The 21,317-nt window shown below is 60.1% G+C and carries 21 protein-coding genes and 1 tRNA gene; 8 read left to right on the forward strand and 14 right to left on the reverse strand.

Going from position 1 to position 21,317, the window contains the following annotated elements; translation table 11 throughout:
• Window positions 1-3: 3 nt before the first annotated feature.
• The 3 genes from RGCCGE502_RS23375 to tesB all read right to left on the reverse strand — a co-directional run bounded on the left by RGCCGE502_RS23375 (window position 4) and on the right by tesB (window position 2,903).
• The gene (locus tag RGCCGE502_RS23375) at window positions 4-1,428 is read right to left on the reverse strand and encodes an ammonium transporter (RefSeq protein ID WP_016556676.1); all 1,425 of its coding nucleotides are present in this window, start codon (window positions 1,426-1,428) and stop codon (window positions 4-6) included.
• 28 nt (window positions 1,429-1,456) lie between these two features.
• The gene (locus RGCCGE502_RS23380) at window positions 1,457-1,807 is read right to left on the reverse strand and encodes a P-II family nitrogen regulator (RefSeq protein WP_019280527.1); all 351 of its coding nucleotides are present in this window, start codon (window positions 1,805-1,807) and stop codon (window positions 1,457-1,459) included.
• 211 nt (window positions 1,808-2,018) lie between these two features.
• Complete coding sequence (gene tesB, locus RGCCGE502_RS23385) at window positions 2,019-2,903, reverse strand: acyl-CoA thioesterase II (protein ID WP_016556677.1); 885 nt, start codon at window positions 2,901-2,903, stop codon at window positions 2,019-2,021.
• A gap of 53 nt (window positions 2,904-2,956) precedes the next feature.
• On the opposite strand from tesB, the gene RGCCGE502_RS23390 reads away from it, so the two are divergent.
• Entirely contained in the window at window positions 2,957-4,204 is a 1,248-nt protein-coding gene (locus RGCCGE502_RS23390; protein WP_081647302.1) for a ubiquinone biosynthesis hydroxylase, read from the forward strand.
• On the opposite strand, the gene RGCCGE502_RS23395 is transcribed toward RGCCGE502_RS23390, so the two are convergent.
• The 4 genes from RGCCGE502_RS23395 to RGCCGE502_RS23410 form a co-directional block, all read right to left on the reverse strand.
• Window positions 4,205-4,393, reverse strand: coding sequence for a Trm112 family protein (locus RGCCGE502_RS23395; protein WP_007794429.1), 189 nt, complete (start codon window positions 4,391-4,393; stop codon window positions 4,205-4,207).
• A 9-nt stretch (window positions 4,394-4,402) separates the two neighbouring features.
• Window positions 4,403-5,071, reverse strand: coding sequence for an LON peptidase substrate-binding domain-containing protein (locus RGCCGE502_RS23400; RefSeq protein ID WP_016556679.1), 669 nt, complete (start codon window positions 5,069-5,071; stop codon window positions 4,403-4,405).
• 106 nt (window positions 5,072-5,177) lie between these two features.
• A complete protein-coding gene (gene trxA, locus RGCCGE502_RS23405; protein WP_016556680.1) occupies window positions 5,178-6,143 on the reverse strand; it encodes a thioredoxin in 966 nt (321 codons plus the stop codon).
• A gap of 53 nt (window positions 6,144-6,196) precedes the next feature.
• The gene (locus tag RGCCGE502_RS23410; protein ID WP_016556681.1) at window positions 6,197-6,706 is read right to left on the reverse strand and encodes a prolyl-tRNA synthetase associated domain-containing protein; all 510 of its coding nucleotides are present in this window, start codon (window positions 6,704-6,706) and stop codon (window positions 6,197-6,199) included.
• A 253-nt stretch (window positions 6,707-6,959) separates the two neighbouring features.
• Here RGCCGE502_RS23410 and RGCCGE502_RS23415 point away from each other — a divergent pair.
• Window positions 6,960-7,034, forward strand: a tRNA-Gly gene (locus RGCCGE502_RS23415).
• Window positions 7,035-7,207: 173 nt separating this feature from the next.
• Here the strand turns inward: RGCCGE502_RS23415 and RGCCGE502_RS37495 are convergent.
• The 7 genes from RGCCGE502_RS37495 to RGCCGE502_RS23445 form a co-directional block, all read right to left on the reverse strand.
• Window positions 7,208-7,381: a hypothetical protein gene (locus RGCCGE502_RS37495; RefSeq protein WP_019280528.1), complete on the reverse strand. Its 174-nt coding sequence runs from the start codon at window positions 7,379-7,381 to the stop codon at window positions 7,208-7,210.
• A 114-nt stretch (window positions 7,382-7,495) separates the two neighbouring features.
• Entirely contained in the window at window positions 7,496-8,545 is a 1,050-nt protein-coding gene (locus RGCCGE502_RS23420) for an Ldh family oxidoreductase (protein WP_016556682.1), read from the reverse strand.
• A 33-nt stretch (window positions 8,546-8,578) separates the two neighbouring features.
• Window positions 8,579-9,388: a hydroxyacid dehydrogenase gene (locus tag RGCCGE502_RS23425; RefSeq protein ID WP_016556683.1), complete on the reverse strand. Its 810-nt coding sequence runs from the start codon at window positions 9,386-9,388 to the stop codon at window positions 8,579-8,581.
• A gap of 231 nt (window positions 9,389-9,619) precedes the next feature.
• A complete protein-coding gene (pdxA, locus tag RGCCGE502_RS23430) occupies window positions 9,620-10,609 on the reverse strand; it encodes a 4-hydroxythreonine-4-phosphate dehydrogenase PdxA (RefSeq protein ID WP_016556684.1) in 990 nt (329 codons plus the stop codon).
• Window positions 10,610-10,640: 31 nt separating this feature from the next.
• Entirely contained in the window at window positions 10,641-11,774 is a 1,134-nt protein-coding gene (locus tag RGCCGE502_RS23435) for an iron-containing alcohol dehydrogenase (protein WP_016556685.1), read from the reverse strand.
• A 350-nt stretch (window positions 11,775-12,124) separates the two neighbouring features.
• Window positions 12,125-13,312 carry a sialidase family protein gene (locus RGCCGE502_RS23440; RefSeq protein WP_016556686.1) on the reverse strand — a complete coding sequence of 396 codons (1,188 nt, stop codon included), beginning with the start codon at window positions 13,310-13,312 and terminating at the stop codon, window positions 12,125-12,127.
• 10 nt (window positions 13,313-13,322) lie between these two features.
• Entirely contained in the window at window positions 13,323-14,228 is a 906-nt protein-coding gene (locus RGCCGE502_RS23445) for a dihydrodipicolinate synthase family protein (RefSeq protein ID WP_016556687.1), read from the reverse strand.
• A gap of 307 nt (window positions 14,229-14,535) precedes the next feature.
• On the opposite strand from RGCCGE502_RS23445, the gene RGCCGE502_RS23450 reads away from it, so the two are divergent.
• The 6 genes from RGCCGE502_RS23450 (at window position 14,536) to RGCCGE502_RS23475 (ending at window position 21,305) form a co-directional block, all read left to right on the forward strand.
• The gene (locus RGCCGE502_RS23450) at window positions 14,536-16,185 is read left to right on the forward strand and encodes an ABC transporter substrate-binding protein (RefSeq protein ID WP_016556688.1); all 1,650 of its coding nucleotides are present in this window, start codon (window positions 14,536-14,538) and stop codon (window positions 16,183-16,185) included.
• Between the two features lie 141 nt (window positions 16,186-16,326).
• Window positions 16,327-17,283 (forward strand): ABC transporter permease, encoded by a 957-nt coding sequence (locus tag RGCCGE502_RS23455; protein WP_040675537.1) that lies wholly within the window; start codon window positions 16,327-16,329, stop codon window positions 17,281-17,283.
• A gap of 2 nt (window positions 17,284-17,285) precedes the next feature.
• Complete coding sequence (locus RGCCGE502_RS23460; protein ID WP_016556690.1) at window positions 17,286-18,248, forward strand: ABC transporter permease; 963 nt, start codon at window positions 17,286-17,288, stop codon at window positions 18,246-18,248.
• The gene (locus RGCCGE502_RS23465) at window positions 18,248-19,255 is read left to right on the forward strand and encodes an ABC transporter ATP-binding protein (RefSeq protein ID WP_016556691.1); all 1,008 of its coding nucleotides are present in this window, start codon (window positions 18,248-18,250) and stop codon (window positions 19,253-19,255) included. Before RGCCGE502_RS23460 ends, RGCCGE502_RS23465 begins: the two co-directional genes overlap by 1 nt.
• Window positions 19,255-20,247, forward strand: coding sequence for an ABC transporter ATP-binding protein (locus tag RGCCGE502_RS23470; protein ID WP_016556692.1), 993 nt, complete (start codon window positions 19,255-19,257; stop codon window positions 20,245-20,247). The genes RGCCGE502_RS23465 and RGCCGE502_RS23470 overlap by 1 nt, the downstream gene beginning before the upstream one ends.
• Complete coding sequence (locus RGCCGE502_RS23475; protein WP_016556693.1) at window positions 20,244-21,305, forward strand: four-carbon acid sugar kinase family protein; 1,062 nt, start codon at window positions 20,244-20,246, stop codon at window positions 21,303-21,305. Before RGCCGE502_RS23470 ends, RGCCGE502_RS23475 begins: the two co-directional genes overlap by 4 nt.
• Window positions 21,306-21,317: the final 12 nt, after the last annotated feature.

Genomic DNA, 21,317 nt, shown 5'->3' on the forward strand with positions numbered 1-21,317 from the left:
AGATTACGAATGGTAGGCGGCTTCGCCGTGGGTTGCGAGGTCGAGACCTTCGCGCTCCGCTTCGACAGAGACGCGCAGACCGATGACGACATCAACGATCTTGTAGAGGATGAAGGAACCGATGCCCGACCATGCGATCGTCGTCAGGACACCCTTCAGCTGGGCGAAAACCTGCGTTGCCGTGCCCGGGTAGCTGGCCGCGAAGTCGGCCGTCGAATAGTCGACGATGCCTGCGCCGCCGAGCGCCGGATTGACCAGGATGCCAGTGCCGATGGCGCCGAGAATACCACCAACGCAATGCACGCCAAAGACATCGAGCGAGTCGTCATAGTTGAACTTGTTCTTCACGACGTCGACGAAGAAGTAGCAAACCGGCGAAACGATGAGGCCGAGGACGATCGAACCCATCGGGCCCGCGAAACCTGCTGCCGGGGTAACGGCAACCAGACCAGCGACTGCACCCGAAGCTGCGCCGAGCATTGACGCCTTGCCGCGAGTGAAGTTTTCGACGAGGCACCAGGACACAGCCGCTGCAGCCGTTGCGACGAAGGTGTTGATCATCGCGAGCGAGGCATAGGCGTTGGCTTCGAGGTTCGAGCCGGCATTGAAGCCGAACCAACCGACCCACAGAAGCGATGCGCCAACCATGGTCAGGGTCATGGAGTGCGGAGCCATGATTTCCTTCTTATAGCCGGTGCGCTTGCCGAGCATGATGGCCCCGATCAGACCGGCGATACCGGCATTGATGTGGACGACCGTACCACCAGCGAAGTCAAGTGCGCCGTAGGAGAAGATCAGACCCGACGGGGAGGTGTAGGAGCTCGGACCGCCCCAGAACCAGACCATGTGTGCCATCGGGAAGTAGACGAAGGTGACCCACAGAACGACGAACAGCATGACGGCCGAGAACTTGATGCGCTCGGCGAAAGCGCCGACGATCAGGGCAGGCGTGATGCAGGCGAAGGTCATCTGGAAGCAAACGTAGGTCAGCTCCGGAATGGCAACGCCCTTCGTGAATGTTTCGGACAGGGTGGTCGTGTCGACGCCTGCGAGGAAAGCCTTCGAGAAGCCGCCGACGAAGCTGTTAAGCGAACCGCCGTCCGTAAAGGCGAGCGAGTAGCCGTAGGTCACCCAGATGATCATCACCACTGCCGTGATCATGAAGACCTGCATGAGAACGGAGAGCATGTTCTTGGCGCGAACCAGACCGCCGTAGAAGAGGGCGAGGCCCGGGATCGTCATCAGCAGGACGAGAACCGTGGAGATCATCATCCAGGTATTGTCGCCCTTGTCGACCGTCATCGCAGGAGCAGCAGCAGCGGCAGCAGGAGCAGCAGCATCCTGCGCGAAAGCGACGACGGGCGCGAGCAGCGCAGCCGACGCAGCACCAAGCCGCGCATAGGTGGAAGAAAACTTCGAAATTGACATTGAAACAGGCTCCCTTGCTCTGCGGCTCTTAAAGCGCTTCTGTGTCGGTTTCGCCGGTGCGAATGCGCACGGCATGGTCGATCGAATATACGAAGATCTTGCCGTCACCGATCTGGCCGGTCTTGGCAGATGAGGCGATGGCTTCGACAGCCTTGTCGACGAGTTCGGAGGCGACCGCGATCTCGATCTTGAGCTTCGGCAGGAAGCTGACCGCATATTCGGTGCCGCGATAAATTTCAGTATGCCCCTTCTGGCGCCCGTAGCCCTTCACTTCGGTCACGGTCAGGCCTTGGATGCCGATCGCCGTGAGGGCTTCGCGCACCTCATCCAGCTTGAACGGCTTGATAATGGCCATCACAATTTTCATCTGGTTTCCCATCCTTCGTTATCCTCGGCACGGAGCCGACTCTCCTTGCCGCTGACGTTCACGAACAGCGACCAAGACTACACATTCAAAGGACGTGCCAGATTCGATATGACGATCTAATATATTGAAAAGTATACGTTATTTATAACGGCGCTAATAAACGGGCAATTGATTGCCCAATAATCGCTCGAAAAATGTTCAAATGAACGAATATGCCTACGATTTATTCAATTGCCCGTTTACGAATCAGCCCCTCCTGCGCCACCGACGCAATCAAGACACCGTCTCTCGTAAACAGGCTACCGCGGGTGAGCCCCCTGGCGCCGGAAGCCGAGGGGCTGTCCTGGGTATAGAGAAGCCAATCATCGAGTTTGGTGGGCCGATGGAACCACATCGAATGATCGAGGCTGGCCACCTGGATGCTCTGATCGAAAATCGACGTTCCATGCGGATGGAGCGACGTATCGAGCAGGGTCATGTCGGAGAGGTAGGCAAGAATGGCTGCCTGATAGTGCCCATCGTCGGGAACTGGCCCCGTCGCCCGAACCCAAACATGCTGCACCGGATCGAGCTTCTTGTCAGAGAAATAGTGCGTGAGCGATATCGGGCGAATCTCGATCGGCCGCTCGCGCTCCCAGTATTTCCGAATCGGCGCGGGCGCGTTGGCAAGAAATTGCGTCGCGATCTGCCGCTCATCGAGAAGCTTTTCCGGAGCGGGCACGTCGGGCATGACGATCTGGTGATCGAAACCAGATTCCTCGATCTGAAACGAGGCCGACAGGGCGAAGATTGCCTTTCCATGCTGGATGGCCACGGCCCGGCGCGTGTTGAAACTCGACCCGTCGCGAATCCTTTCCACCTGATAGACAATCGGCACGGAGGGATCGCCCGGTCGCATAAAATAGGCGTGCAGCGAATGCACGACCCGGTCGCGCTCCACCGTGCGCTGTGCCGCCATCAAGGCCTGCGAGATGACCTGGCCGCCGAAGACGCGCTGCCAGCCGACCTGCGGGCTGCGACCCCGAAAGATGTCGACCTCGATCGCTTCGAGATCCAGCGTAGAAAGCAGGGTCTCCATCGCAGTCGGCTTTTCGGTGTCACGCGTCATTTTGTACGGCTCCGGGCGGTAGGAAGTACGGCAGCGATGATCTATATAGATCAATACGATATTCACAAGAAACGGAACGGAACTCCATGCGGGACATGCTGGTTGTAGGCGCGGGTTATGTGGGGCTTTCCGCGGCCGTGGCGGTCAAGCAGGCGGCACCTCACCTTGATGTCGCGGTTGTCGAGGCTGCTCCTGCCGGCGTATGGCAGAAAGACATGCGCGCCTCGGCCATTATCGCCGCCGCGACCAGGATGCTCGAGGTTTTCGGCATCTGGGATGAGATCGAGCCCGACGCTCAGCCGATCACCAAGATGATCGTCACCGATTCCAAGACATCGGATCCCGTACGTCCGGTCTTCCTGACCTTCGATGGCGAGGTGGAGGATGGCAGGCCGTTCGCACATATGATTCCGAATGTCGTGCTCGTGCGGGCGCTGCGTGGCGTATGCGAACGGCTTGGGATCGAAATTCATCACGGCTTCAGCGCAACCGGCCTCTCGATTGCCGATACGCATGCGACAGTCACTGCCTCGGATGGCAGCATGCAGGAAGCCCGGCTCGTCGTCGCCTGCGACGGCGTCCGTTCACACCTCAGGGACCTGGCGGGGATCAAGACCGTCTCCTGGGACTATGGACAGTCAGGAATTGTCACGACGGTCGAGCATGAGCGTCCACATCACGGTTGCGCGGAAGAACACTTCCTCCCATCCGGACCTTTCGCCATCCTGCCCCTGAAAGGCAACCGCTCCTCGCTCGTCTGGACGGAGCCGACGCCGGAGGCAAATCGTCTCGTCACATCCGACGATCTGATTTTCGAGGAGGAGCTGGAGCGCCGCTTCGGTCACAAGCTCGGTGCATTGAGGGTTGCCGGCGACAAGCGCGCCTTCCCGCTGGGGCTGACGCTTGCGCGGGCTTTCGTAGCTCCACGTGTGGCGCTCGCCGGCGATGCGGCGCACGGTATTCATCCGATTTCGGGTCAGGGCCTCAACCTCGGCTTCAAGGATGTCGCCGCCCTTGCCGAAACCGTCGTCGAGGCAGATCGGCTTGGACTTGATATCGGCTCGATCAACATACTCGAGCGCTACCAGGCCTGGCGACGCTTCGACACCTTCCGGATGGGCGTTACCACCGATGTGCTGAATCGACTTTTCTCGAACGACATAGGGCCACTGCGTATCGCCCGCGACTTTGGCCTCGGGATCGTCGATCGCCTGCCGGGCCTCAAATCGTTCTTTATCGGGCAGGCGGCCGGCACGACCGCCAAGGACAACCCCCGCCTGCTCGCGGGACAGACGATCTAGTCAGTCGTCCAGCCCGCGCGCCTCGGAGACCAGCATGATCGGAATGCCGTCACGGATCGGATAGGCGAGACGCGCCTTCTCCGACACGAGTTCATTGTGCTCGCGATCGTATGTTAGCCGGCCCTTGGTCAGGGGGCATACCAATAGTTCCAGCAGTTTCGGGTCAACACGGCTGAGCTTTTCGTCCATGAACCGGTCTTACTGCAGAACGGTGTCCGAGTCACCGAAGACGCGTGCCAGGACGATCTCGGTGATCGCGATCAATGTTTCCGCGCGTGTTTTCAGATCCGGTGCCTCCAGTAGCGCCTGCTTCTCCGCCGGCCCAAAGGGAGACATCATCGCCAGCGAGTTCACGAGCGTCAGGTTGCTGGCGCGCTCGACACTTTCCCAATCCGCCTCGAGCTTGTTCGCGTCGAGATAGGCCTTGAAGGCGGCCAGAAGCGCTGTGCGATCAACGGCATCCTCCTCGTCGCGCGCCGAAAGATCGGCAATGAACGGCGCGATGCGGAAGGTCCGGAACGGATTGTGGGTCTCCCGCTCCTCCAGCAGCCGAAAACGGCAAATGCCCGTCAGGGACACGATGTAGCGGCCGTCGCCGGTCTCCGCAAAAGAAGTGATGCGTCCGAGGCACCCAACCGGCGCCAGATTGGCCTCGCCCTGCCCTTCCTGGTCGCCCAGCGCGGGCTGGACCATGCCGATCAATCGATTGCCTGATAAGGCCGCATCGAACATGGCAAGATAGCGCGGCTCGAAAATATTGAGAGGCAACTGCCCTGTGGGCAGCAGCAGCGCACCGCCCAGCGGAAAGACCGCGATCGTATCAGGCAGATCACCGGGTTTCAGATATCGTGCATTCCCCACTTGCATAGAGACTGGTCCTGCATTGCCGGCGGGCGCGACACGCCCGCACAAACGGAAATGTGGTGCCCGCCTCTAAAAACGCAAGGGCGACGAATCGAAACTGGAGTCCGAATTATGAAAACAGCATCGCCGAAAGCTTGCGGCGTGCCGAAACAGTAGCGGGATCCTTGAAGCCCCAGACGTCGAAGAACTGCAGCAATTGGCGGCGCGCGCCGTCGTCGTCAAAAGCACGGTCCTTGCGCATGATGTAAAGCAGGTGATCTGCCGACTCGTCACGCCGGCCCTCGACGTTGCGGATCTTGGCAAGCTTCAAACGCGCTTCATGATCGTCGGGATTTCGCGCCAACTCCTGCTCCAGGGCTACGGGATCACCGAGCTTGCGCGCCTCCTCGATCTGATCGAGCTTCTTCGAGACCGCCTGGATGGCCGGATCCTTCGCCATTTCCTCCGGCAGTTCTGTCAGCGCCTCGCGCGCACGCTCGTGCTGGTTGGCGGCAATCATGCATTCGGCCATTCCGGCCAACGCCTTGGCATTCTCGGGATCGGCCTGCATGACGGCGCCGAAAAGCTGTGCGGCACCGTTGATATCGCCTGAAGCCAGCAGCTCGTCGGCCTCCTTGAGAACGCCCTCGATTTCTGCCGCCTGGTCGGCGCCGGCCGGACCGGCGATCCGATCGATGAACTGGTTGATCTGGCTCTCTGGCACTGCGCCCATGAAGCCATCGGCGGGACGACCGCCAACGAAGGCGATCACGGCCGGGATCGACTGGATACCAAGCTGCCCGGCAATCGAGGGATGGTCATCGATGTTCATCTTGACCAGCTTGACGCGCCCCTGCGCCTCGTTGACGACCTTTTCCAGCACCGGCGTCAGCTGCTTGCAAGGACCGCACCAAGGCGCCCAGAAATCGACGAGAACCGGCTGGTTGCGCGATTCCTCAATGACATCCTTCGTGAAATTCGCAGTCGTCGTATCCTTGATATAGCCGCCCGCGCCGGGTGTCGGCGCTGCCCCGTAGTTTGCCGTTGCCGACATCTGGCCCAAGGAATTGCTGTAAGGATTGTCGTTGCCGCTCATGGATATCTCCCGCCGTGCCGGTCAGCCGGCTTGTGTAGCGCTAAAATCGTATGTCAGGACGTCACTTTCAAGACAAGCGGCTTGTGTCCGGTTGCTTCCATAAAGCGAATAAGGTCGCCGCTGGCAATCGATGTCGTGGCATCATTCGACAGCGGATGACAATTGACGATCTCTTCCTTCATCAGGTCGGCGTCGAGAACGAACGTTACATTTCCGCCGGTGTCGTTGATGGCCCCGAAAGCCGTGACCGAACCTGGCGCGACCCCCAGATACTCCATCAGCTTTTCCGGCTTTCCGAATGAGACCTTGCTGGCAGCGCCGATCAGCGTATGCACCGTCTTTAGATCCACGGCTGCATTCTCTTCCACCGTCAGCAGGAAGAACTGATCTTTCTTGTCTTTGACGAAGAGATTTTTGGTATGGCCGCCGGGAATCTCATCGCGCAGCGCCACCGATTCGGCGACCGTGAAGACCGGCGGATGATCCTTGGTGCTATGCTTGATCTCAAGGCCGTCAAGAAAGGCAAAAAGGTCATCTCTGGTCTTCGGCGTCACGTCGGTCATCGTAAAATCCGTGGGTCTGGAGAGCGATAAGGTGCCTGATTACGTTCCACCGTCGTCTTTTGCAATGTTCGTGGTTGACGCTTTGCCCTGCATTTGCGGCACTTCCGATGTCTTCCAACAGGGCCCGGAAATTTTTCTTCGAAATTCCGTCATTTCCCTGTTGCATTTGAAAATCGTTTGGGCGATATAGCGCCCGTCGCCGCAAGGTGGCGCCCACGGTCCTCACAAACTACCCCGGACCGATGCGGATTGAGCGGGTGTAGCTCAGGGGTAGAGCACAACCTTGCCAAGGTTGGGGTCGAGGGTTCAAATCCCTTCGCCCGCTCCAGTTTCCTTATCAGAGGTGATTTCTTTCAGGCACCATTGACCTGGAGGACGCCTGTCTTTTCAAGACATTAGAAATACCGCACTGGAATTTGCCGACATCGCCGGGCAGCGAAAGCTCTTTTCGGCAATGCCGGAATCGTCGGTCGTTAGATACCTAGAGGCGGTCTGCGGAGTTTAGTTGCGGGGCGACGTCCAGGCATTTTCCGCGGCTTTCTTTGCCGGTGCAGGGTCGCGCTCGTCACGCTGCTCGGCATTGCCGCGATCCGTTTCCGCCTGCCGGTCGGCAATGTAAGGTGCCAGCATTTGCTCCAAATGAGCTGCCGTCAGACCGCCTGCAAAGCTTCTCATCTTTTCCCTCACGCCGTTTACCGTTTGTAAACATTTAGCCGCTCGCAGCGCCGATCGAAATGGTTTGATCGAACTCTCCACGTGCTTTTTCGGGGAATGGACAAGCGCCTGGGGCTAGGGGATAGCCACCCCTAGCCGTTCGGCATGCAGTGCGAGTGAGGCCATGATATTGGGGTGGAGCACTAACCCTTGAGCGAGAGCGTCGCGCTTGCGGGCCAGCCCGTTTTCTCCCGGCAGCCGAACGCGCGCAACACCCGGTCGCGGGGGATTACTGCGGCACGCCTCGGCAAGCCAGCCCGTCTGCCGTAGAAAGGCATCCCGGCCACCAAAGGCTTCAGGGTCGAAAACCTGGACGGTGACGGCCGCGTTCGTCCCCGTCAATTCGTCGACACGGCCAAGACCGCCAAGCCCCTGCGTGAAGGCCTCGACATGAAGCGCCATGCCGTAGCCCTTCTGGCCATGATCGAGCCCTCCGACCGGCATGAGCGTGCCGCCACGGTCGATCACCCGCGGATCACGGCTGGGCTCGCCGTTCTCATCCATCAACCACTCGTGCTCATATTGCCGGCCCTCGCGCACCAGTCGCTGCGCCATGTTGACCGTCGTGATCGAAGCGCTGATATCGATCAGGATGGGATCGCCAGGCGTTGGGATACCATGGGCGACCGGGTTGGGCGTATAGATCCCCTTTCGCCCGCCAAAAGGCGCGACCTGAGCGCCGGATGGGCTGGAGCTTGCGATGCTGACCATGTAGCCGCGATCCGTCGCGATGGTGAGATAGGCGGCGAGACAACCGATATGATGACTGTCGGCGATCGCGATCGTGGCTGTGCCGTAAGTGGCTGCGCGCTCGCAGGCGAGTTTCACCGCTTCGGATGTCAGCCACGCACCGGGAAGGCGGCGCCCACGCCAGGCAACCGCTGGCCCACGATCCGACAGAATATCCGGCAAGCCCTCACGGTTCATCACACCATCGGCGATGCTTTGCAGATACCAGCCGGCCAATGCCAGGCCATGCGTCGTGTGGCCCATCAAATCGGCTTCGACGAGATAGTGGGCAACGGCGCCCGCCTTTTCCTCCTCAAGTCCGGCGGCGCCAAACAAGGTCTGCGCGAACATGCGCAGCGTATCCGGTGCATAGCGGATATCGGGAGCCTCGCCCATGTTGTTCTCCATCATTTGGCGGCAGCGAGCCGGTCAGCGCGCGAGAAAGCGGGGTTCCAATGTCTTGCCATCGAACGCCGCAAGCACGTTCTCGGCAGACATGATCGACACGGCGCGTTTCGCGTCGAGGGTGACGCCGGCGACGTGCGGGGTCACCAGCGTATTCGGCAGTCGGAATAGGGGATTGTCGATGCCGGGCGGCTCGACGGCGAAACTGTCCAATCCGGCTCCGGCGAGGTGCCCATCTTCAAGCGCGGAAATCAATGCCTTCTCGTCGACCACTTCGCCGCGCGCCGTGTTGATCAATAGCGCGCCCCGCTTCATCAGCCTGATGCGGCGAGCATCGATGAGGTTTTGTGTCTCCGGCGTCAACGGACAGTGGAGGCTGACAATGTCGGAGTTCGCAATAAGTGTATCCAGGTCGGTTTCTCGGGTGACCCCATCGTGAAACGCGTGACCGGGGGTATGTGGATCGAAGGCCGAGACGATCATCCCGATGGCGCCCGCCATCCGGGCGAGCGTCTGGCCGATGAAGCCAAACCCGACAAGACCAAGCCGCTGGCCGCGCAACTCGCGCCCGTTATATTGGTTCTTGTCCCAGATACCGTCCCGGATGAGCGCATCTTGGCGCGGCAAGTCCTTGACAAGTGCCATGATCAGCGCGAGCGCATGCTCGGCCACCGAGTGTCCGTTGCTGCCCGTCGTCATCGACACGGGGGTGCCGAGCGCTGTGGCCGCCTTCACGTCGATGTCGTTCGTTCCGACCCCGTGCTTGGCGATGTGTCGGAGCTTTCCGCCGGCCTGCATTTCCTCGGCCCCAAGCAAATCGGCGAGCAGCCGCACGATGACTGCATCCGGCTTGTGGCTTTCATGACCTCGATGACGGCCTGCCGGTCGATGTAGGGCGGCGTGGCGATGACGCGTACCCCAGCATTTTCCAAAAGCGCCCGACCTTCGGGCGCCAATTCGCCACCGAGAATGACAACAGTCTTTTCCATCGCTCAACTCCTCCAACGAGCAAAGCAGCAGGCGGTCCAACGGCACCACCCACACAATGCCGCAAGAACCGACGCCCTAAGCCGCCCGCTGGCGTGGAGACCGCGCCATAAGCCGCGCATAGGCGATGGCTGAGAGCATATTCACGTGGTTTGCCTTGCCAGTGCCGGCAATATCGAAGGCCGTGCCGTGGTCGACCGACACGCGATCGATCGGCAAGCCGAGCGAGACGTTGACCGCCGTGTCGAATGCGATGAGCTTGATCGGGATATGGCCCTGGTCGTGATACTGGGCGATAACAAGATCGAAGGCACCATTATAGGCACGGGCAAAGACCGTGTCGGCCGAGATTGGACCAACGACATCGATGCCCTTCGCCTGCGCCAGTTCGACGGCAGGCGCGAGGAACTCGGCATCTTCGGTGCCGAACAAGCCGTTCTCGCCGCAGTGCGGGTTGAGGCCGGCAACCGCGATCCGCGCCTTTTTGCCCAGGCGCATGAAATGATTGTGTCCCGCCTCGATCGTTGCCAGAACGCGCTCGGTCTTGGCGCGTTCGATAGCGCCCTTCAGCGAGATATGGGTAGAAACGTGGATGGTGTTCAGCCGCTCCGAAGCGAGCAGCATGAACGAGCTCTTCGAACCGGTGAGATGCGCCAGCAGGCCGGTGTGACCGTCATAATGATGGCCGGCAAGATTCATCGCTTCCTTGTTGATCGGCGCGGTGACGATGACATCGGCATTGCCTGACATCGCAAGATCGACGGCACGGCTGATGTAGCGCACCGATGCGTCGCCCGCGACTGGACTGACCTTGCCGATCTCCGGCAGCGGCGCACCGAGCTCGACCTCATCGACGGCGATCTTGCCCGCACCAGCTGTATCTGCCGGCGCGAAGGAAAGCCCGGTTGCTGCAGCGCGATTGGCACGCTCGAGCGCTTCCGTGTTGCCGACGATGACGAAATCGCGCCGCTCCTGTTCCGGCATCGTGGCAAGCGCCTTGACGATCACCTCAGGGCCGACACCGGCCGGATCGCCGAGCGTCACGGCAACTTTCGCATTCCTGTCCATCACTCACGGTCCTCTTTGAATGAAAGCGGCCTCAAAAAGCGGCTTGGTAGATCGAGCGGATATCGGCGCGCGACAGGTCGCGCGGGTTGTTGTCCAGCAGGCGACGGATGGCAAAGGCATCGTCAGCCATCGCATCCAGATCACTTTCCGGCACGTCGAGGCCAGAGAGCTTCATCTCAATCCCGAGTTCGGCGCAAAAGGAATAGGCGGCATCGAAAACAGACTCGATATGGACTGAACTCTGGCGACCCAAAGCTTCCATAATGATACGGGTCTTCTCAGGTACCGCTGGCGTATTGAAGGCGAGCACATGAGGGAAGATCAGCGCATTTGCCGCGCCATGCGCCACATGCCAACGCGTGCCGAGCGGATAGGCAAGCGCGTGACCACCGGCAGTATTGACCGGGCCGAGACAGAAGCCTCCATAAAGGGACGCAAGCGCCAGGCCGGCACGCGCCTCGGCGTCGGAGCCATCCTGAACGGCGCGAGCAAGATACTTTCCGACCAACCGCGTTCCTTCGATCGCATAAAGGTCGATCATCGGATGCGCCTTGCGATTGGTGAAAGCCTCGACGCAATGCGCCATCGCGTCGACACCGGTTGCCGCGGTCGTGCGCGCGGGCACGCTGAAGGTCAGCGCCGGATCGACAACCGCGATATCGGCCAGCATATGCATGCTCTCGACGGCAAGCTTGGCCATCGTCGTGGGGTCGGTGACGAGGGCCCTGATGCCGGCCTCGCTGCCAGTGCCTGACGTCGTCGGCACCTGTGCCAGCGCAACACGGCGCGGTCCCTTGACTTTGTTCGGCCCCACGACCTCATGCAATGTCTGCGACGAACCGGCAAGCACGGCAGCAAGCTTGGCAAGGTCCATGGCGCTGCCGCCGCCGAAGCCGACCACCAGTTGGGCGTCAGCCGCATTGGCCACGGCCAGCACCTTGTCGAGATTGGCAGTATCCGGTTCTGGGGTTACATCGGCAAACACCGTGACGTCGCCCTTGAGGGCAAGCGTATCGACGCGCGTCGCGTTGAAGGCGTCGGAGATAACGAGAATCCTGCTGTAGCCTTTCTCGCTCGCCCACTTGCCGAGCCGCTCTGCCGTGCCGACGCCGAACTCGATCAGATGCGGCCGGACGATTGTGATAGGCGAATCCAAGCTGACCACTGGACCACTCCTCCCTGCAAGTGCTGGCGACTTATCTCCGTCGCATAAGATGTAAATTTGTTATACAATGCTACTGCATCTGGCAAGCAGTCAGATCGTCCGCGACGAGGAAATCGCGCTTTTGCCAATCACGTCCGCACGCCATCAATGCCGTTTCACCATTCAAATTACTGATTTCGCAAATAAAAATTACGAGAACCGGCAATTGGGGGCACTGAGGTGGAGTTGGGGGCCGAATGGCCCTAAGATCATCGGAAGTTGTTAAATGAGCGCGCGATCCAACCCACTTCTTTCGTCAAGAAGTGGAATCGGATCGAGGAAAATTCACAACTGACAACCTATGAAGGGCGTTACGCTATCGCATCAGCGGAAAGCCGCACGTATTTTATGGCGCGGCGATAATAAGTGTAGGCGACATGCACCACGCCATCAGCCCCTTGAATAATCGAGGGGTAGGAAAACTCACGGTTCACCGAGTCTTTCGAGTTGTTGCTCAAGCAGTATCCGTCACCGGTATCAAGATCGACACGTCGGGGAAAGCTTACGCCACCATCACCGGAGAGAGCGAGGCTGAGCGGCGCGCGAGGGACGCCCCAGACAGCCTTGCGTCGCTCGCTTGTTTGCACCGGCGCCACCTTTGTCTCCTCGTCGCCTTCGATCTCATCGTAAAGCGACTGGCGGCGCGCATCCGAGGTCGAGGCATTGGAATGGTTGTAAACCATTGCGATCATGCCATTTTCCAGTCGCGTCGCCTGGATTGACGAGTTATTGTTCGGCAGATCAATCGGTCGAGGCGCGCTCCAATGCGCACCGCCATCACTCGAGCGGCTGGACAAGATCGATTCGGCAAATCGATTGCGATAGAAGGCCACAAAGTTGTCGCCGTCGATCGGCACGATATTCATGTGAACCGCGCCGATACTATCCGGAACCTCCGTCATGACCCAGCTTTTGCCGGCGTCGCGCGAGATCAGCACGCCCGCCGTATCGACGTCTCCCGTCCAGCGTTCTCCGGGCAATCCAATGCAGCGAAAGACCGGCAGCAGCCAGGTGCCGGTCTTATTGAAGATGATCGGCTGGCGCACGAACGTTCCAGGAATGTCACAGAGAACACGCACGTCTCCAAACGTTTTTCCGCCATCCTCCGAGGTACGACATTTTACAATCGAGCCGTCCTGGTTGCCCGAGGTCTGCGAGGTATAAAGTAGCCAGACTTTTCCGTCTGGCGCATTGAAAATCAAAGGATTTTGTTCGGATTTCGTTGGATCATCCGACATCTTCTCCGGCTGCGACCAGCACGCCGCTCCCGTCGCCAGCCGCGACATGTAAATGGAAATATCGCCCATTCCCTCCATCGTGCCTCCGAACCAAACGCAAGTCAGGGTTCCATCTGGCAGAAATGCGAGATTGGCCGCGTGGTTCTGGATACAGGGAGAGGGTAGATACGCTTCAGCACGACCCTTCTCGGCGGAATGCTCAGCGATGTCCCCGGTCATCAACGCCGGAACCGCCTCGGGCGGCAAACCTGTAAAGCTCATGTTCCGTCCCTCACGGCAGCTTGGCATAGGCTTCGGAAAGCGCCGCATAGTCGGCGTCGCTGATTGGCATCAACGGCGCACGGGTCCGCCGCCAGGCTGCGTTACCGGTCTTGAGGCCGACCATCGCCTTGATCGTCGGAATCTGGACATAGGAGTTAGAGAGCGTTCGATAGGCATTGATGCGAGCTTGGGCAATCTCGACCTCGCCGGCGCACGCCTCATCGTGGACCTTGTCGTATACGGTGCGCAGCGAGTCCGCGACGAGATTGGAGGTTGCCGTGATGCAGCCTGCACCTCCCGCCTTCAAGAGCGGCAAGAGCAGTGGATCAGCTCCGGCCAGCACGGAAAAGCCCGGATAAGCAGCAATGATCGCCTGCATGTTATTGAAATCACCTGCGGATTCCTTGATTCCAACGACCGTGTTCGGGAACGCTTCGATCAGCCTGCCGATCAACGGGATCGAAAGCGGAACGCCTGAGACTTGCGGGATATGATAGAGAATGACCTGCAGCCTGACATCGCCGATCTTTTCCAAAACCTGCGAATAGGCAGCAAACAACCCGTCGTCGGATACGCCCTTGTAGTAGAACGGCGGCAGCATCACGACCTTTGTCACGCCAAGCGAGAGCGCATGCTTGGTCAACTCCACCGTTTCGGGAGTGGCTACGACACCAGTCCCGGGAAGCAGCTTGTCGGCGGCCACGCCTGCCTTGAGGGCTGCCTCGAGGATCGACCGGCGCTCGCTGGAGGAGAAGGAATTTGCTTCGCCGGTCGTGCCAAGCAGCGCGACGCCGTGACATCCTTCCTGCAACAGGCGTTGGCAGTGCTCGGTGAAAAGGCCCAGGTCCGGGCTGCCGTCCGCGTTGAGCGGGGTCGTCGCCGCGCTGAATACACCTGAAATCTTGTGATCGTTCATATCGTCCTCCTCGGATGAACGCCGCACAGCTGGCGGCCAAGGCGGGAACTCGAGCCCGCGAGATGCGGTTTTCATCTTCCTCACAGCAGATGTTGTCAATATGACAATGTGCGGCAACAGCTCGCCATATTTATAACATACTGAAAATAAAAACGAAAATATTTAATGCCTTTCTCAAACTCAAGACATGGATTAATTTTGATTGACATATTTACATTATCGAGCGAGTGTCTGCGCCATGTCGTGATGCACTTTCGGGATAGAGTGGAAAGTGGAGACGCCATCAATTTTGCCATGGGAGGACACTATGACTGACCGCAATGAAGGGAAATCTGCGCAGGGAACGCAGATGTCACGCCGCGAGGCTTTGAAGCTCGGCCTCGCCGCTGGCGTTGGCCTCACCGTATTCGGGATGAACGCCCGGATCGTCTTCGCCGATGAGGGACAGGTCCTCAAGGCCGCGCATCCGGCTTTCGACCAAGACTGGTCACCGCTGCGCGGCGGCGGGCGCCCCTTCCGCTGGAACTCGATCTGGTGGGCTTCGCCGATGTATTTCGACAGCGAAGGCAAGATCAAGCCATACGTTTTCACCAGCTGGGATTCGCCTGACAACAAGGTCTGGACCTTCAAGATCGACCCCAAGGCGGTCTTCTCCGACGGCAGCAAAATCACCTCGGCTGATGTCAAGGGCTCCTGGGAAGTTGCCTCCATGCCCAATACGAAGAGCCAGCGCGCCGACCAAGTGCTGGCCAAGGTTCAGGGCTACAAGGAAATCAGCGGCGGCTCCGGCAACGAACTGACCGGCGTCGCGACGCCCGATGAAGGCACTGTTGTCGTCACGCTCACGGAAGTCGACCCGATCTTCTTCATGCGTCTTGCCAACCACATTGCCCCCATCACCAAGGCGGCGCAGTCGCGCGGCAGTGACGGCGAAGAAGTTGCCGATTGGTACAAGCCTGACAGCAAGCCGGTTTTCTCCGGCCCGTTCAAGCTGACCAGCCTCGACATCGATGCCGGCAAGCTGGTCTTCGAACCGAATGAGAACTTCTTCGGGCCGAAGCCGAAGCTCGCGCGCATCGAAATCACCTCGGTGGAAGACAACGTCACCGCGACCTCGCTGATCAATTCGGGCGAGTTCAACGCTCACACCGAACTCGTGACCTCCACCATCATCCAGGACCTCGGTCCGGAATTCTCCTCCGGTCCGCTGATCCCGACCAGCCAGCACTTCTGGTTCAACGTCACTCGTGCCCCGATGGACGACCCCAAGGTCCGCCAGGCACTGATCATGGCGATCGACCGCGACGGTCTCTTCAAGGCGTCCTATCCTGATGGTCCGCACAAGAAGGCGGATCAGATCCTCAATTCCGTGCCCGGCGCCGACAATTCCGGCTTCGAGCCCTACCCGTACGATCCGGCAGCCGCCAAGAAGCTGCTCGCCGAGTCGAGCTACGGTGGTCCCGAGCGTCTGCCGAAGATCCTGTTCGTCGGCATTTCGGCGCCGGCGATCGAAGCTGCCGCCCAGTTCATTGCCGAGCAGTGGCGCCAGAATCTCGGCATCACCGCCGTCGACATGAAGCCGCAGCAGGACTCCTACGCCGGTCCTGACCAAAACGCCGTTCAGATCTTCCGTGACGACGTCGGTACGCGCGTGCCGGACGCTGTCTCCTATCTCGCGGGCTGCATCGCTTCGACCTCGTCGAACGCGCAGAACAAGCTTGGCGGATACAAGAACGAGAAGGTCGACGCTGCTCTCGCCGAAGCGGCCACGAAGGCTGCCGACGATCCGCAGCGCGTCAAGCTCGCTCAGGATGCGCAGAAGGCATTCCGTGACGATTGGGCGTTCATTCCGTGGTATTCTCAGGCGATGTCGCGCTGGGCCACCAAGGAGGTCAAGGGCATGGAAAAGAACCTCGACTGGCAGGTCGTTGCGCCCTGGGACATTTCCGTCGGCTGAGCCGTCGAACGTCACGAATAGATAGCCTTCTGGCAAATTAGCAACCGCGCGAAGACCGCAAGGCCTTCGCGCAAGTTTCAAGAAGACATCGCATGTCCGCGTTGATGCGGAAAGGTGTCTGCCAACCGGTGGGAGATGACCTTGTTACGCTACGTGCTAACCCGGTTTGCCATCTGGATTCCGTCCGTCCTGATAGTCATGCTGGCGGTCTACGCGCTGGCCTTCTACGGCGCCGGCGATCCGATCAAGTTGATCTTTCTGCGCGCACCCGGCGATGTTGCCTATAACCCGCAGCGCATCGAAGCCATCCGCGAGAGCGCTGGCTTGAACAAGCCCTTCATCGAGCAGTTCGGCCTTTACATCTGGAACATTCTGCATGGCCAGTTCGGCAATTCGCTGACCTCGGGCCGCTCGGTCTGGGCCATGGTTTCGGCCGCCGCTCCCGTTTCCTTCCAGCTGGCGCTCTGTTCCATCATTCTGACCGCCGTCGTCGCCATTCCGCTCGGCATGATCGCAGCGCTGAACCAGAACACACGGCTCGACTACACGATCCTTGGCAGCGCGCTCTTTCTGTGGGCGATCCCCGCCTATGTCGCCGGTCCGCTGCTGATGGTCGCGCTCATCGTGCTGCTGCCGATGATCAAGGTGCCCTATGGCTGGGGCGGCGTCTTCGACGTACGTATCCTGCTGCCGCTGATGGTTCTCTCCTTCCAGCCGATCGCGCTGATCGTGCGCCAGACTCGCGCCGCCGTCATCGAGGTGCTTTCGGAGGACTTCGTGCGCACGGCCCGGGCCAAGGGCGTGCCTGAGATCGTCGTCGCTTTGCGCCACATCCTGCGCCCGGTGCTGACGCCTGTCGTCACCCAGCTCGGCCTGATCATGATCACCATCGTCAACGGGGCGATCTTCGTGGAGCTCGTCTTCGGTCTGCCGGGCCTCGGGCGCCTGACGGTGCAGGCGCTGACCAATTCTGACTATCCCGTCATCCTGGCGATCACCCTGATCGGATCATTCCTGGTCATGGCGTCGAATCTGTTGGTCGACGTGCTTTATCCGCTGCTTGATCCGCGCGCCAACGATGCAAGAAGGAGCCGCTGACCATGTCCGCCATCCCTCTCTCCACGATCGAAGCAACGCAGGAAGAGCCGCCGGTCAACCTGTGGCGTGACGCCTGGTACCGTCTGAAGCGCAACAAGCTTGCCCTTTTCGGTCTGGTTGTCGTGCTGATCCTCGGTTTCACCGCAATCTTCGGTCCATACCTGACGCCTTACGATTATCTGACGCAGGATCTGCAGGCGCGAAACGCGGTTCCGTCACTTCACCACCTGTTCGGTACCGATGATCTAGGTCGCGATGTTTTCAGCCGCGTCGTCTTCGGAACGCGCACGGCCTTCCTGGTCGCTATCGTCGTGACCTTCATCGCCGTTGCGATCGGTCTCGTGCTCGGTGCCATCGCCGGCTTCTTCGGCAACCCGTTCGATAGCGCCATCATGTGGCTGACTGACGTGACGATGTCGGTGCCGAACCTGCTGCTCGTCGTCGTCATCAACGCTTCGCTGAAAACGCCGATCGCAAAATGGATGGAGGCGCAATACATGGCGACCCTCAATCCTTTCTATCGGCAGACGATCTGGGTGGATTTCTTCCTTGTGTTCGGCTCGATGGCGCTGATCTCCTGGCCGCCTTACGCCCGTCTCGTTCGCGCACAGGTGCTGTCGATCCGCAGCCGTCCCTATATCACCGCGGCGCAGGCGCTTGGCCTCTCCAACTGGGTGATCATGAAGCGGTATGTCGTGCCGAACGCGCTCGGTCCGCTGATCGTCTCCGTCAGCGCAGGTCTCGGCACCGCCATGGTTCTGGAAAGCGCCTTCAGCTTCCTAGGCGTCGGCGTCAATCCGCCGACCCCGAGCTGGGGTAACATGATCTCGGATGGCCTGCGCGTCTGGCAGCACTATCCCCATCTGCTGGCCGCACCGGCAGCCGTTCTCGGCCTTGCCTCGGTTGCTTTCAGCTTCCTCGGCGATGGCCTCAACGACGCACTCAATCCGCGGGGCAGCAAGTGATGAACACAACCAAATCCAATGAACGACTGCTCGACGTTCGCGGCCTGACGGTCGAAATCGATGGGCGCAATGGACCTGCCGTTGTCGTCGACGGGATCGATCTCCACGTCAACAAGGGCGAGACGCTAGGCGTCGTCGGTGAATCCGGCTGCGGCAAGAGCCTAACCATGCTGAGCCTGATGCGGCTGCTGCCGAACAAGATCAAGGTCACCAAGGGCTCCGCAAGCTTCGACGGCAACGATCTGCAGAAGATGTCGAACAAAGAACTGCGCAAGGTGCGTGGTGGCGACATCGGCTTCGTCTTCCAGGATCCCATGACATCGCTCAATCCCGTGATGCGCATCGGTGACCAGATCTGCGAACCGCTGATCTATCATCGCAAGATGAGCAAGGCGCAGGCCCGCACGCGGGCTGTCGAACTGCTGCGGCTCGTTGGCATTCCCGGACCGGAAGAGCGGCTGCAAGCCTATCCGCACGAGCTTTCGGGCGGCATGCGCCAGCGCGTCATGATCGCGATCGGTCTTGCCTGCAATCCGAAGCTCTTGATTGCGGACGAACCGACGACCGCGCTCGATGTGACCATCCAGGCGCAGATTGTCGACCTGGTGAAGGATCTGCGTGCCAAGCTCGGCATGTCCGTTGTCTGGATCACGCACGATCTGGCGCTGATCGCCGGTCTCGTCGATCGCGTCGCCGTGCTCTATGCCGGAACCGTGGTCGAGGATGCGCCGGTCGACGAACTCTATGCGCGCCCGAGCCATCCCTACACGCGCGGCCTTCTGGCCTCTATTCCGAAGCTCTCCGATGCACCGGCAAGCCGACTTTCCTCCATCGGTGGAACGCCACCGGAACCCGGTCGCCGACCGAAGGGCTGCCCGTTTGCGCCACGCTGTCCGTTGGCCGAACCGGTGTGCCACGAGCGCGTGCCGAAACTGGAGCCGCTCGCCGGAGCCGGAAATCACCGGGCCGCCTGTTTTGTTGTCCAGAAGATGCAGGAGGCTGCGTGATGGGTGCACAACCGCTTCTCAAGGTGGAAAACCTGGTTAAGCATTTCCATGTCAAGCTCGGCGCCTTCGGCGAGCGTGCGGCAACGGTCTATGCGCTTGACAACGTCAACCTCGATATCATGGAAGGCGAGACGCTTTCGCTCGTCGGTGAATCCGGCTGTGGCAAGTCGACGACCGGCTTCACCATCCTCAACCTCTACAAAGCGACATCGGGCAAGGTCGTATACAAGGGGCAGGATCTGGCGACGCTTGATGAAAAGCAGATGCGGCCGTTCCGTCGCGATCTGCAGATCGTCTTTCAGGACCCGTATTCGACCCTCAATCCGCGCATGACGATCGGTGAAGCGATCGGCGAGCCGATCCTGTTCCACAAGCTCTGCACCAAGGCCGAACTGAAGGACAGGATCGCAACGCTGTTGACCGATGTCGGTCTGCCGACGCGTTTTGCGCAACGCTATCCGCACGAGCTCTCGGGCGGCCAGCGTCAACGCGTGGTCATCGCCCGGGCGCTGGCCTGTCAGCCGAAGTTCATCGTATGCGACGAGGCGATCTCCGCTCTCGACGTTTCCATTCAGGCGCAGATCATCAACCTGCTGCTCGACCTGCAGGAAAAATACGGGCTTACCTATCTGTTCATCGCCCACGATCTGGCGGTCGTACGCCATATCAGCACACGCGTCGGCGTCATGTATCTCGGTCGTCTTGCCGAACTTGCGACCCGCGAGGAGTTGTTCGAGAACCCGCTGCACCCCTACACCAAAGCGCTGCTCTCCGCCGTTCCGGAAACCGATCCGGAGCTGGAGCGTACTCGCAAGCGCCAGATCCTGCAGGGCGATGTGCCGAGCCCGCTTAGTCCACCGACCGGCTGCCGCTTCCATACCCGTTGCCCGATCGCCATGGAAGTTTGCAGCAAGATGATCCCCGAGTGGAAGGAAGCAAGGCCCGGCCATCTCGTCGCCTGCCATGCGGTCAACACGGGAACAAATGCATGACGCTTCAGGTCGCGGTCATCGCTGACGATCTGACCGGTGCGCTCGACACGGGAACACCGTTTGTCGACGCCGGGCTGTCAGTCGCGGTCGCGATCGAGGTCGACGCAATTGCCGACGCTCTCGCCAGCGGTTGCGATGTGGTTGTCATCAACACGGCCTCACGGGCTCTCCCGGAGGAGGAAGCGGCAAGGAGGGTCAGCGCTGCGGCGAAGGCCTTTCTTGCCGCCTCGCCTCGTATCGTTCTCAAGAAGATCGACTCTCGCCTCAAGGGCAATGTCGCGGTGGAAAGCCAAGCCCTAGCCACCGTCTTCGGACACGAGACGATCGTGGTGGCGCCCGCCATTCCTGATCAGGAACGGCCTACTCGAAATGCTCATGTCGTCGGTCGCGGCGTTGACCGGCCGCTGCCCATCGCTGTCCTCTTCGAGACCAGCGGTCGCCAGGTGTTCGTTCGCGATGCCGAAACCGATGGCGATCTCGACCGGGTGGTTGACGCCTATGACTGGAAAAAAAGCCTTGCCGTCGGCGCCAGGGGCATTGGGCTTGCTTTTGCCCGCAAGATTGGTCGACCAAACCGGGTAAGCGAAACCCTTGTGGCGTCCCCACGAACGGTCTTTGCCTTCGGCTCTCGCGATCCGATCACGGCAGTGCAGATGGCAATGCTCGAAGCTTCCGGCGCTTTGGCCGCGACGATCGACGCGCCCATGGGCGCGCTGACACTCGGGGAGCGGCTGGGCCTGCCAATGCTCACGCGCTGCAGCGGCGAGATGGCCAGCGATGCTGCGGCAGTTGCCGACCGCTTCGCCAAAGGCGTAAGGTCAGTCATTGACGCGACGCGTCCGGAGCTGCTGATGGTCGGCGGCGGCGATACCGCGCTGGCGGTTTTTCGCGAACTTGGAATTCGTACCCTGAGACCAAAGGGCGAGATCGAAGCAGGGATTCCGTGGTTTGAGGTTACCACAGCCGATGGCTTGTGTCTGCGCTGCGCGGTCAAGTCGGGGGGCTTTGGGAATCCAGATAGTTTGCTAAGACTGATTGCGCAGAATCAGGCGGCATAGAAATGCCGACGG

Origin of the sequence: Rhizobium grahamii CCGE 502, from assembly GCF_000298315.2 — a bacterium.
Classification (GTDB): Bacteria; Pseudomonadota; Alphaproteobacteria; order Rhizobiales; family Rhizobiaceae; genus Rhizobium; species Rhizobium grahamii.

Coding starts and splice junctions, on each gene's coding strand:
- RGCCGE502_RS23465 (WP_016556691.1), top strand. CDS start 18,248: ATGAACACAACCAAATCCAATGAACGACTGCTCGACGTTCGCGGCCTG.
- RGCCGE502_RS23445 (WP_016556687.1), bottom strand. CDS start 14,228: ATGAACGATCACAAGATTTCAGGTGTATTCAGCGCGGCGACGACCCCG.
- RGCCGE502_RS23380 (WP_019280527.1), bottom strand. CDS start 1,807: ATGGGAAACCAGATGAAAATTGTGATGGCCATTATCAAGCCGTTCAAG.
- RGCCGE502_RS23395 (WP_007794429.1), bottom strand. CDS start 4,393: ATGGACGAAAAGCTCAGCCGTGTTGACCCGAAACTGCTGGAACTATTG.
- tesB (WP_016556677.1), bottom strand. CDS start 2,903: ATGACGCGTGACACCGAAAAGCCGACTGCGATGGAGACCCTGCTTTCT.
- RGCCGE502_RS23470 (WP_016556692.1), top strand. CDS start 19,255: ATGGGTGCACAACCGCTTCTCAAGGTGGAAAACCTGGTTAAGCATTTC.
- RGCCGE502_RS23375 (WP_016556676.1), bottom strand. CDS start 1,428: ATGTCAATTTCGAAGTTTTCTTCCACCTATGCGCGGCTTGGTGCTGCG.
- RGCCGE502_RS23410 (WP_016556681.1), bottom strand. CDS start 6,706: ATGACCGACGTGACGCCGAAGACCAGAGATGACCTTTTTGCCTTTCTT.
- RGCCGE502_RS23475 (WP_016556693.1), top strand. CDS start 20,244: ATGACGCTTCAGGTCGCGGTCATCGCTGACGATCTGACCGGTGCGCTC.
- pdxA (WP_016556684.1), bottom strand. CDS start 10,609: ATGGACAGGAATGCGAAAGTTGCCGTGACGCTCGGCGATCCGGCCGGT.
- RGCCGE502_RS23400 (WP_016556679.1), bottom strand. CDS start 5,071: ATGCAAGTGGGGAATGCACGATATCTGAAACCCGGTGATCTGCCTGAT.
- RGCCGE502_RS37495 (WP_019280528.1), bottom strand. CDS start 7,381: ATGAGAAGCTTTGCAGGCGGTCTGACGGCAGCTCATTTGGAGCAAATG.
- RGCCGE502_RS23460 (WP_016556690.1), top strand. CDS start 17,286: ATGTCCGCCATCCCTCTCTCCACGATCGAAGCAACGCAGGAAGAGCCG.
- RGCCGE502_RS23440 (WP_016556686.1), bottom strand. CDS start 13,312: ATGAGCTTTACAGGTTTGCCGCCCGAGGCGGTTCCGGCGTTGATGACC.
- RGCCGE502_RS23420 (WP_016556682.1), bottom strand. CDS start 8,545: ATGGGCGAGGCTCCCGATATCCGCTATGCACCGGATACGCTGCGCATG.
- RGCCGE502_RS23450 (WP_016556688.1), top strand. CDS start 14,536: ATGACTGACCGCAATGAAGGGAAATCTGCGCAGGGAACGCAGATGTCA.
- trxA (WP_016556680.1), bottom strand. CDS start 6,143: ATGAGCGGCAACGACAATCCTTACAGCAATTCCTTGGGCCAGATGTCG.